9 protein-coding genes and 1 pseudogene are annotated in these 10,447 nt (G+C 63.7%); 5 read left to right on the top strand and 5 right to left on the bottom strand.

Translation table 11 applies throughout. The features are described 5' to 3' along the window. The 4 genes and pseudogenes from G1E_RS29680 to G1E_RS18900 form a co-directional block, all read left to right on the top strand. A pseudogene (locus G1E_RS29680) lies at positions 1 to 227 on the top strand (hypothetical protein); the annotation flags it as partial. Positions 228 to 376: 149 nt separating this feature from the next. Continuing rightward, on the top strand, positions 377 to 1,054 hold the full coding sequence (locus G1E_RS18910; RefSeq protein ID WP_009682561.1) for a response regulator: 678 nt from the start codon (positions 377 to 379) through the stop codon (positions 1,052 to 1,054). After that, a complete protein-coding gene (locus G1E_RS18905) occupies positions 1,051 to 2,397 on the top strand; it encodes an ATP-binding protein (RefSeq protein ID WP_009682560.1) in 1,347 nt (448 codons plus the stop codon). The genes G1E_RS18910 and G1E_RS18905 overlap by 4 nt, the downstream gene beginning before the upstream one ends. A gap of 297 nt (positions 2,398 to 2,694) precedes the next feature. After that, positions 2,695 to 4,017 (top strand): dicarboxylate/amino acid:cation symporter, encoded by a 1,323-nt coding sequence (locus G1E_RS18900; RefSeq protein ID WP_009682559.1) that lies wholly within the window; start codon positions 2,695 to 2,697, stop codon positions 4,015 to 4,017. 203 nt (positions 4,018 to 4,220) lie between these two features. Here the strand turns inward: G1E_RS18900 and tsaA are convergent, their stop codons facing one another. The 5 genes from tsaA to rimO all read right to left on the bottom strand — a co-directional run bounded on the left by tsaA (position 4,221) and on the right by rimO (position 8,205). Next, entirely contained in the window at positions 4,221 to 4,913 is a 693-nt protein-coding gene (gene tsaA / locus G1E_RS18895; protein ID WP_009682558.1) for a tRNA (N6-threonylcarbamoyladenosine(37)-N6)-methyltransferase TrmO, read from the bottom strand. 6 nt (positions 4,914 to 4,919) lie between these two features. After that, positions 4,920 to 5,381 (bottom strand): DUF1456 family protein, encoded by a 462-nt coding sequence (locus G1E_RS18890; RefSeq protein ID WP_009682557.1) that lies wholly within the window; start codon positions 5,379 to 5,381, stop codon positions 4,920 to 4,922. Positions 5,382 to 5,430: 49 nt separating this feature from the next. Further along, positions 5,431 to 6,141: an rRNA pseudouridine synthase gene (locus G1E_RS18885; RefSeq protein ID WP_009682556.1), complete on the bottom strand. Its 711-nt coding sequence runs from the start codon at positions 6,139 to 6,141 to the stop codon at positions 5,431 to 5,433. A gap of 108 nt (positions 6,142 to 6,249) precedes the next feature. Then, on the bottom strand, positions 6,250 to 6,717 hold the full coding sequence (locus tag G1E_RS18880; protein ID WP_009682555.1) for a GNAT family N-acetyltransferase: 468 nt from the start codon (positions 6,715 to 6,717) through the stop codon (positions 6,250 to 6,252). Between the two features lie 156 nt (positions 6,718 to 6,873). Next, positions 6,874 to 8,205 (bottom strand): 30S ribosomal protein S12 methylthiotransferase RimO, encoded by a 1,332-nt coding sequence (rimO, locus tag G1E_RS18875; RefSeq protein ID WP_009682554.1) that lies wholly within the window; start codon positions 8,203 to 8,205, stop codon positions 6,874 to 6,876. 235 nt (positions 8,206 to 8,440) lie between these two features. Here rimO and G1E_RS18870 point away from each other — a divergent pair, with 235 nt between their 5' ends. Next, positions 8,441 to 10,351, top strand: a complete 1,911-nt coding sequence (locus G1E_RS18870; protein WP_047150010.1) for a potassium transporter Kup — start codon at positions 8,441 to 8,443, stop codon at positions 10,349 to 10,351. Positions 10,352 to 10,447: the final 96 nt, after the last annotated feature.

Raw genomic sequence — 10,447 nt, 5'->3', positions numbered from 1 at the left:
CCCAGGACTCGCCAGGCGCCCGCCGCGATACCGACTACGGTTATGCCTACGGGCTGCAGGCCGGTGTGATCCAGGACATCACCGACAAGGCTTCGGTCGAGCTGGGCTACCGCTATCTGCGCACCAATGCGGCAACCGAGGTCGGCGCGCATGGCGGGCCGAAGGATGGCACCCTGCGCCTGAGCAGCAGTGCGCAGACTTACCTGGCGGCCTCCTACAAGTTCTGACGGCCTGCCGGGTTATCCTGTCCCGGCCTCTTCGCGGCTAAAGCCGCTGCCACAGGGATCGCACAGTCCAGCAAACCTGTGTGCTCCCTGTGAGAGCGGCTTTAGCCGCGAAGAGGCCGGTACAGGCAATAGATGAAAAGGAGCTGCATATGAAACTGCTGGTGGTCGAGGACGAAGCCCTGCTTCGCCATCACCTCTACACCCGCCTGGGCGAAAGCGGCCACGTGGTCGAGGCGGTCGCCGATGCCGAGGAGGCGCTGTACCAGGCCGGGCAATACCACTTCGACCTGGCCATCATCGACCTGGGCTTGCCCGGTATCAGTGGCCTGGAGCTGATCACGCGCCTGCGCAGCCAGGACAAGACCTTCCCCATCCTCATCCTCACGGCCCGTGGAAACTGGCAGGACAAGGTCGAAGGCCTGGCCGCAGGCGCCGACGACTACCTGGTCAAACCCTTCCAGTTCGAAGAGCTCGAAGCCCGCCTGAATGCGCTGCTGCGCCGCTCCAGCGGCTTCACCCAGTCGACCATCGCTGCCGGCCCACTGGTGCTCGACCTCAACCGCAAGCAGGCCAGCCTCGATGCGCAGCCGTTGGCGCTCACGGCTTATGAGTACCGCATCCTCGAATACCTCATGCGCCATCATCAGCAAGTGGTGGCCAAGGACCGCCTGATGGAGCAACTGTACCCAGGCGATGAGGAGCGTGACCCGAATGTCATCGAAGTGCTGATCGGCCGCCTGCGCCGCAAGCTGGAAGGCGAGCAGGGGTTCAAACCCATCGATACCGTACGTGGCCTGGGCTACCTGTTCACCGAGCGCTGCCGATGATTCGTTCCCTGCGCGTGCGCCTGATGCTGGCCGCCGCCGTGCTGGCGCTGCTGTTCATGCTGGGGTTGCTGCCCGCGTTGCAGAAGGCGTTCAGCCTGGCCCTGCAGGAGTCGATCGAGCAGCGCCTGGCCTCGGACGTAACCACGCTGATATCGGCCGCGCGCATCGAAGGCGGCCAGTTGCAGATGCCTGAACTGCTGCCGGACGAGCGTTACAACCTGCCGTACACCGGCCTGCTCGGGTATATCTTCGACCGCGATGGCCAGCTGGTCTGGCAGTCCCGCGCCACCGCCGACCGGCACATCAACTACCGGCCGCGCTATGACGGGCGCGGCAACGAATTTGCCCGCATCCACCAGGCCGACGGTGAAGAGTTCTTTGTCTACGACGTCGAGATCAAGCTGCTGGGTGGCCAGAGCGCAGCCTACAGCATTGTCGCCCTGCAGCCGGTGAGCGAGTACAAGGCCACCCTCGACGGCCTGCGCGAAAAGCTCTACCTGGGCTTCGGCGCCGCCTTGCTGGCGCTGCTGGTGTTGCTGTGGGCCGGCTTGACCTGGGGCTTGCGCTCGCTGCGCCGGCTCAGCCACGAACTGGATGAGGTGGAAGCAGGGGCGCGCGATGGCCTGAGCGGCGAGCACCCCCGCGAGCTGCTGCGCCTGACCCGCTCGCTCAACCGTTTGCTGCGCAGTGAACGCGAGCAGCGTACGCGCTACCGGGATTCGCTGGACGACCTGGCACACAGCCTGAAAACCCCGCTGGCGGTGTTGCAGGGGGTGGGCGAAAGCCTGCAGCAGCGCAGTGGCGAACGCGAACAGGCGCGGGTGCTGCAAAGCCAGATCGAACGCATGAGCCAGCAGATCGACTACCAGCTGCAGCGCGCCAGCCTGCGCAAGAGCGGCCTGGTGCGCCACAGTGTGCCGCTACGGCCTGTGCTCGACAGCCTGTGCAGCACGTTGGCCAAGGTATACCGGGACAAACGCGTGGAGGTGCAACGGGTGTTACCCGGGGCGGCCCAGGTGCCGATGGAGCAGGGCGCCTTGCTGGAGATGCTCGGCAACCTGCTGGAAAACGCCTATCGGCTGAGCCTTGGCCAGGTGCGCGTAAGCCTCGAGCAAGTGCCAGGGCGCCTGACCTTGTGCATCGAAGACGACGGGCCGGGCGTACCGGTCGACCAGCGCGAACGCATCCTCGAGCGCGGTGAGCGGCTGGACAGTCAGCACCCGGGGCAGGGCATCGGCCTGGCGGTGGTCAAGGATATCGTCGACAGCTATGACGCCGTGCTCAGCCTGGGGGACTCCCCACTGGGTGGGGCCGCGTTCAGGATTACCTTCAACCTCGATTGATTCACGGCCCGGGTGGGCGGATTCCCGCCAATATGCCTGTACAAAACCCGCCACCGGGCGGAAATCCGCCAGCTTTCCTCACTTTTATCGCCCCGTCGTTGGGCATTAATCCTTGCTAAACAAGGTATTTGCACCCTTGCTGGGCACTTTGGCACCACCCTTGCTATTGATCTACGCAGAGGCCTGCCCAGGCAGCTCGAACACAACGACAAATCCCTCCAGGTGCAGGAGGGTTAGCGATTCAGGTGCCCCATCACCCTGGGAAGGGTGAGCCGGCACACTTGAGGAAAATTAGCCATGACGACACGTCAGCCGCTGTACAAATCCCTGTATGTCCAGGTGTTGGTCGCCATCACCATCGGCATCCTGCTCGGCCACTTCTACCCGGAAACGGGCGTCGCGCTCAAACCCTTCGGTGACGGTTTCGTCAAACTGATCAAGATGGTCATCGCCCCGATCATCTTCTGTACCGTGGTCAGCGGCATCGCCGGCATGCAGAGCATGAAGTCGGTCGGCAAGACTGGCGGCTACGCGCTGCTGTACTTTGAAATCGTCTCCACCATCGCCTTGATCATTGGCCTCATCGTCGTCAACGTGGTCAAGCCAGGCGCTGGCATGCACATCGACGTCAGCACCCTGAACGCCAGCAGTGTGGCTGCCTATGCCGCCGCCGGTGCGCAGCAGACCACGGTCGGGTTCCTGCTCAACGTCATCCCCAACACGGTGGTCGGTGCATTCGCCAACGGCGATATCCTGCAAGTGCTGATGTTCTCGGTCCTGTTCGGCTTCGCCCTGCACCGCCTGGGCAGCTACGGCAAGCCGCTGCTGGACATGATCGACCGCTTCGCCCATGTCATGTTCAACATCATCAACATGATCATGAAGCTGGCACCGCTTGGCGCCTTCGGTGCCATGGCCTTCACCATCGGCCAGTACGGCGTGGGTTCGCTGGTGCAACTGGGCTACCTGATGGCCTGCTTCTACATCACCTGCCTGTTGTTCGTGCTGGTGGTGCTGGGTGGTATCTGCCGCGCCCACGGCTTCAGCGTGCTGAAACTGATCCGCTACATCCGTGAAGAGCTGCTGATCGTGCTGGGCACCTCCTCGTCGGAATCGGCCCTGCCGCGCATGCTGGCCAAGATGGAACGCCTGGGTGCCAAGAAGTCCGTGGTTGGCCTGGTGATCCCGACCGGTTACTCGTTCAACCTCGACGGCACCTCGATCTACCTGACCATGGCAGCGGTATTCATTGCCCAGGCCACCGACACCACCATGGACATCACCCACCAGATCACCTTGCTGTTGGTGCTGCTGGTGGCTTCCAAGGGTGCTGCCGGCGTCACCGGGTCGGGCTTCATCGTGCTGGCTGCCACCCTGTCGGCGGTGGGCCACCTGCCGGTTGCCGGCCTGGCGCTGATCCTCGGTATCGACCGCTTCATGTCCGAAGCCCGCGCCCTGACCAATCTGGTCGGCAACGCCGTTGCCACCGTGGTCGTGGCCAAGTGGGTCAAGGAAATGGACAACGACAAGCTGGCCTCGGAGCTGGCGTCCGGCGGTGCACCGCTGGTTGATACCCGCCCAACCGACGACCTGGGTGTGGCTGAAGGCCCGGCTCGTTGATAGCGGCTTGAAATGCAAAAAGGCGACCTCGGGTCGCCTTTTTCATGCCTGCACGGTCCTTGTAGGAGCGGCCTTGCGTCGCGAAAGGGCTGCGTAGCAGCCCCGGCAAGCTTGCAGGATGGCTAAAGCCCCGGGGCCGCTACGCGCCCCATCGCGACGCAAGGCCGCTCCTACAATGGCCAGCGAACAAGCCTGAATCGGGGTCAGGCCAGCACCACCTCCAACACCCGGATCGCCTCCGGCTGCGGGTAATGCCAGCGCACCTGCACATCCCAGAACCTAACCCCGTACACCCGTTCCGGTGCAGGTACCTGGTAGGCCGGGCGTGGGTCCTGGGCCAGGCATTGTTCGATCAGCGCCACCAGCGGCTCACCCAGCCGCAATGCATGCTCGCGGGCCTGCGCCAATGCGCTGTCGGCCCAGTGCACGGCAATGGCTGCAGGCGCAGCGCTGGCCATCTGGTTGCTGGCGCATGCAATGCTGTCGGCGTAAGGCACGTAGGGCTTGATGTCCAGCACCGGCGTGCCGTCCAACAGGTCGATCCCGGACAGCAGCAGCCGCCCCGGTTCAACCCCCTCCAGGCGCACCACCGACTGGCCGATGCCATTGGGCCGATGGGTGGCGCGGGTCGCGAACACGCCCATGCTCTTGTTGCCACCCAGGCGCGGTGGCCGCACCTTCAGGCGTGGCTTGTCTTCCAGCGCCTGGTGGAACAGGAACAGCAGCCAGACATGGCTGACCTGCTCCAGGCCTTCGACTGCCTCACCCTGGTCGAACGGCGGCAGCAGCTCCAGCACCCCGCGGGCGGCGGGAGCCAGCTGCGGTTGGCGCGGAATGGCAAACTTTTCCTTGAAGCATGAACGGACGATACCGACCGGGGCAACGGTGTGCTGCATGGTCACTCAGCCGCGCACGCGCAAAGTCAGGCCCTTGAGGAAGTTGCGCAGCAACTGGTCGCCGCACGGCCGGTAGTTGTCGTGGCCAGCTTTGCGGAACAGTGCACTCAATTCCGGCTTGCTGACCGGGAAGTTCACGGACTTGAGGATCGCGTGCAAGTCGTCCTCCTTGAGTTCGAAAGCCACCCGCAGCTTCTTGAGGATCAGGTTGTTGGTCACCGGCAGCTCGATCGGTTGCGCCGGGCGGCTGTCATCCTTGCCGCGACGGTAGAACACCAGGCCGTCGAGGAAGTGCGCCATCACCCGCTCAGGGCAACGCACAAAGCCTGCTTCGTCTTCTTTCTTCAGGTAGGTGGCGAGCACCAGCGGGTGCACTTCGAGGCCGGAGAGGCCGATGATCTCGGCCATCTTGGCGTCGTTCACCTTGAGCATGTAGCGCAGGCTGCGCAGGACGTCGTTGTGGTTCATTGCTGCTGAATCCTGTTCAGGTGCCGCGCGTTCCAGCGCGGCCTATTACTTAGAAACGTTCGGTAGCGGCCACATAGCGCCATTGGCCCAGCGGCAACTTGCCCATCGACACGCCACCCAGGCGAATGCGCCGCATGCCGACCAGCTCCAAGCGCAGGTAAGCGCACAATTCGGCGATCTGCCCGGGCTGCGGGTTTTTCAGGGCCATGCGCAAGTGGGTCTCGTTCTGCCAGCTGGCCTTGGCCTTGGGTAGCTCACGGTCATTGCGCATAGCACCGCGGGCCAGGCGCTCCAGTGCCTGGGGCGTGGTCTGGCCGCGCACTTCAACGATGAATTCCTGCTCCAGGCGGCGCAGGTCGGCTTCGATCTTGCGGGTCACCCGCCAGTCCTGGGTGAACACTTGCAGGCCACTGGCGCCGCGCTCCAGTGGGGCGACGCAAGCCTGCCGGGCAAAGTGCCCGTGCAGCGCACGCACGCCCTCGCGGTGGGTTTCGCTGAGGCTGCCCATGTTGATGCTAGCGCGGGCGCTTTCGCTGTCCATGTCGGCAGGCTGGTTCAGCAGCAGGGTCACCGGCTCCAGGGGCTCGGCGCGGGCGCCAGGCAACAGCTCGACGCGCTGTTGCCCGACCTTGAACTGCGGCTGCTCGACCACCACGCCATCGACCGTGACCCAGCCTCCTTCAATGTACAGCTCGGCCTCGCGGCGAGAGCAGCCAAGCTGCTCGATGAGGCGTTTGGACAGGCGGACGGGTTCGGACATGGCGCAATTCGCAGAGGCAGGGAAAGGTGACCATTGTACCTGCCCCTACGCGGTTGATGATGGGAATCTGTGTCAATTACGCCATTTCGGCGACCTGCTGCGGCATATTCAGTCGCCGCTGCACTGGCCTGTGCCCCGCAGGCGCATATGCAGCAGGGGGTAGGGTTGGCCAAGGCCGTCGGTAGGGGAGCGGCCGACCACCTCGAAACCTTCATGCAGGTAGAAGCCCAGGGCTTGCAGGTTCTGCTCGTTGACGTCCAGGGTTTCGGCATTGAGTTCGTTGATGGCGTAGCGCAGCAAGCGCCTGCCCACGCCCTGGCCACGGTAGGCCGGGGCAACGAAGAGCATATCCACCCGGCTGCTGGCGACCCCGGCGAACCCGCAGATACGCTGGCGGTTCTTGCAGCAGACCAGCATCACGGCGTCGAGGTAGCGGTACAACACATGCTCACGCAGCAGCCGGACATAGGCATCGGGTAGAAAATCGTGGGTCGCGCGCACCGAGTCTTCCCAGACCTGGGCCAGTTCGGGGTAGTCGCTAAGGTGCGGGGTTTGCAGGGACAATGGCTGGCGCATCGGGGTACGTTCCTCTGGGGCTGAGGAAACGATAGATGCTAAAAGCGCAACAGGCCCAAGGATTGCCGGTGCGCCTGCGCGGCCCATCATCGGCCGGGCAGCTCCCTGGTAAAGGAGCTGCTGGCCGGCGATGGTGCGCAGCGTACTGCGTGGGTGTCAGACCGGCTCGGCCCACATGTCGTATTCGTCGGCGTCTACCACCCGGCAACGAACCTTGTCGCCTGGCTTGAAGCCATGGTCGCCATCGATGAACACGCTGCCGTCGATTTCCGGGGCATCGAAGAAGCTGCGGCCTACCGAACCTTGCGCCTCGACTTCGTCGATCAGCACTTCGATCTCCTTGCCGATGCGCAGTTGCAGGCGGGCAGCGCTGATGGCCTGCTGGTGGGCCATGAAACGGTCCCAACGGTCCTGCTTGATGTCGTCCGGCACTTCATCCAGGCCCAGGTCGTTGGCCGGGGCGCCTTCCACCGGCGAGTACTGGAAGCAGCCCACGCGGTCGAGCTGGGCTTCGGTTAGCCAGTCCAGCAGGTACTGGAAGTCTTCTTCGGTTTCGCCGGGGAAGCCGACGATGAAGGTGGAACGGATCACCAGTTCGGGGCACTGTTCGCGCCACTGCTTGATGCGTGCCAGGGTACGGTCTTCGAAAGCCGGGCGCTTCATCGACTTGAGCACTTTCGGGCTGGCATGCTGGAACGGAATGTCCAGGTACGGCAGGATCTTGCCGGCCGCCATCAACGGGATCACATCGTCGACATTCGGGTAAGGGTACACGTAGTGCAGGCGCACCCAGGCACCCAGGCTGCTCAGTGCTTCGCACAGTTCAAGCATGCGGGTCTTGACCGGGCGGCCGTTCCAGAAGTCGGTCTTGTACTTGACGTCAACGCCATAGGCGCTGGTGTCCTGGGAAATCACCAGGATCTCCTTGACCCCGGCCTTCACCAGGCGCTCGGCCTCGCTCAGCACTTCGCCCACCGGGCGGCTGACCAGCTTGCCGCGCATCGACGGGATGATGCAGAAGCTGCAGCTGTGGTTGCAGCCTTCGGAAATTTTCAGGTAGGCGTAGTGGCGCGGGGTCAACTTGACCCCTTGTGGCGGTACCAGGTCGATCAGCGGGTTGTGGTCCTGGCGGGGTGGCACCACTTCGTGCACGGCGTTGACCACCTGCTCGTACTGTTGCGGGCCTGTGACCGACAGCACGCTTGGGTGCACGTCACGGATGTTGCCTTCTTCAACGCCCATGCAGCCGGTCACGATGACCTTGCCGTTTTCCTTGATCGCTTCGCCGATGACTTCCAGCGATTCGGCCTTGGCACTGTCGATGAAGCCGCAGGTGTTGACCACCACCACGTCGGCATCCTCGTAGGTGGGCACGACTTCATAGCCTTCCATGCGCAGCTGGGTCAGGATGCGCTCGGAATCGACCAGGGCTTTGGGGCAACCCAGGCTTACGAAACCTACCTTGGGGGTGGCGGGCGTGGTGGACATGACTAACCTCGGTATTGAATGCAGGTCGCCCGGCCGGAATCGGGGGCGATCTTGACGGGCGCTTTTGGCGCCTCTGATCAAAAAGTGCGCAATTCTAGCGAGCGCAGGGACGCTTGACCAGCAGAAATACGACGAACGCTGCGCTATGCTTCGCGCCGTTGCGCCAAGCTGCAGTGAGTGCTTGGTCGCAGAGTGAATACTGAAAGGCCGTAATGGCCGTCTGCGGGAGTGGTCGATGGTTCAGGCAAGCAGTCACGCTGAGGGCGGGCACGAGGGTAAGCAGGGTGCGACGCGGTCGCTGGGCCTGCTCGTGGCAGCGGTCGGGGTGGTTTATGGCGATATCGGCACCAGCCCGCTGTATACCCTGAAGGAAGTCTTTACCGGTGGTTATGGGGTGCCGGTCAACCATGACGGCGTACTGGGGATCCTGTCGCTGATCCTCTGGTCGCTGCTGTGGGTGGTGTCGTTCAAGTACGTGATGTTCATCCTGCGCGCCGACAACCAGGGCGAGGGCGGCACCATGGCCCTGACTGCGCTGGCGCGGCGGGCTACGGCGGCCTACCCGCGGCTGCGCACACTGATGGTGATCTGTGGCCTGATCGGCGCTTCGCTGTTCTATGGTGACAGCATGATCACCCCGGCGGTGTCGGTGCTGTCGGCGGTAGAGGGCATGGGCCTGGCGTTCGACGGTATCGACCACTGGGTGGTGCCGATTTCGCTGGTGGTGCTGGTGGCCCTGTTCCTGGTGCAGAAGCACGGTACCGAGAAGATCGGCAAGCTGTTCGGCCCGATCATGGTCACCTGGTTCGTGGTGCTCGGTGCACTGGGCGTGCACGGCATTTCGCAAAGCCCGGAAGTGCTCAAGGCCTTCAACCCCGGCTGGGCGGTCAACTTCTTCGTGGTGCACCCGGGGATGGGCGTGGCCATTCTGGGGGCGGTGGTGCTGGCGCTGACCGGTGCCGAGGCATTGTATGCCGACATGGGCCATTTTGGCCGCAAGCCTATCGCCCGTGCCTGGTTCATCCTGGTGCTGCCGGCGCTGGTGCTCAACTATTTTGGCCAGGGCGCGCTCCTGCTGCAGGATCCGGATGCGGCCCGTAACCCGTTCTACCTGCTGGCACCGGGCTGGGCGTTGTTGCCGTTGGTCGGCCTGGCCACCCTGGCCACGGTGATCGCCTCGCAGGCAGTGATTTCCGGGGCCTTCTCCTTGACCCGCCAGGCCATCCAGCTGGGTTATATCCCGCGCATGCAGATCCAGCACACCTCCAGCGACGAGCAAGGGCAGATCTATATCGGTGCGGTGAACTGGACCCTGATGGTGGGTGTGGTACTGCTGGTGATCGGTTTCGAGTCCTCCGGGGCGCTGGCGGCAGCCTACGGTGTTGCGGTAACCGGGACCATGCTGATGACCACGATCCTGGTGTCGGCGGTGATGCTGCTGCTGTGGAAGTGGCCGCCGCTGCTGGCGGTGCCGATTCTGGTCGGTTTCCTGCTGGTCGACGGGCTGTTCTTTGCCGCCAACGTGCCGAAAATTGTCCAGGGTGGCGCTTTCCCGGTGCTGGCCGGGGGCGTGCTGTACCTGCTGATGAGCACCTGGAAACGTGGCAAGCAGATCTTGGTCGAGCGCATCGACGAAGGGGCATTGCCGCTGCCGTTGTTCATCAGCAGTATCCGCATTCAGCCACCGCACCGGGTCGAAGGCACGGCGGTGTTCCTGACCGCGCGTTCCGATGCCGTGCCGCATGCGCTACTGCACAACATGCTGCACAACCAGGTGCTGCATAGCCAGGTGGTGTTGTTGACGGTGGTCAGCGAGGACCGGCCGCGGGTGCCGGAGCACGAGCGCTTCGAAGTGGAAGCCTATGGTGACGGCTTCTTCCGCGTGCTGCTGCATTTTGGCTTCATGGACGAGCCGGACGTACCGGCGGCGTTGAAACTGTGCCATCTGGATGGCCTGGACTTCACCCCTATGCGCACCACGTACTTCCTCAGCCGTGAGACGGTGATCGCCTCACGGCTCGAGGGGATGTCGCGCTGGCGTGGCAACCTGTTCGCCTTCCTGCTGAAGAATGCCAACGGCAACCTGCGCTTCTTCACCCTGCCGCTGAACCGGGTGATCGAGCTGGGGACCCAGGTCGAGATCTGATTGGCAAGGGGCTGCTTTGCAGCCCATCGCTGGCAAGCCAGGCTCCCACAAGTACTGCGCTGATATTCAACATGGCGCGGTCCCTGTGGGAGATTC

The sequence above is a fragment of the Pseudomonas sp. TJI-51 genome (assembly GCF_000190455.2).
Lineage (GTDB): Bacteria > Pseudomonadota > Gammaproteobacteria > Pseudomonadales > Pseudomonadaceae > Aquipseudomonas > Aquipseudomonas juntendi.
The sequence above is the reverse complement of the archived record's forward strand: the minus strand, read 5'-3'. Positions and strand labels throughout refer to the sequence as shown.

Coding starts and splice junctions, on each gene's coding strand:
- G1E_RS18885 (WP_009682556.1), bottom strand. CDS start 6,141: ATGTCCGAACCCGTCCGCCTGTCCAAACGCCTCATCGAGCAGCTTGGC.
- G1E_RS18880 (WP_009682555.1), bottom strand. CDS start 6,717: ATGCGCCAGCCATTGTCCCTGCAAACCCCGCACCTTAGCGACTACCCC.
- G1E_RS18900 (WP_009682559.1), top strand. CDS start 2,695: ATGACGACACGTCAGCCGCTGTACAAATCCCTGTATGTCCAGGTGTTG.
- G1E_RS18905 (WP_009682560.1), top strand. CDS start 1,051: ATGATTCGTTCCCTGCGCGTGCGCCTGATGCTGGCCGCCGCCGTGCTG.
- G1E_RS18890 (WP_009682557.1), bottom strand. CDS start 5,381: ATGAACCACAACGACGTCCTGCGCAGCCTGCGCTACATGCTCAAGGTG.
- rimO (WP_009682554.1), bottom strand. CDS start 8,205: ATGTCCACCACGCCCGCCACCCCCAAGGTAGGTTTCGTAAGCCTGGGT.
- G1E_RS18910 (WP_009682561.1), top strand. CDS start 377: ATGAAACTGCTGGTGGTCGAGGACGAAGCCCTGCTTCGCCATCACCTC.
- G1E_RS18870 (WP_047150010.1), top strand. CDS start 8,441: ATGGTTCAGGCAAGCAGTCACGCTGAGGGCGGGCACGAGGGTAAGCAG.
- tsaA (WP_009682558.1), bottom strand. CDS start 4,913: ATGCAGCACACCGTTGCCCCGGTCGGTATCGTCCGTTCATGCTTCAAG.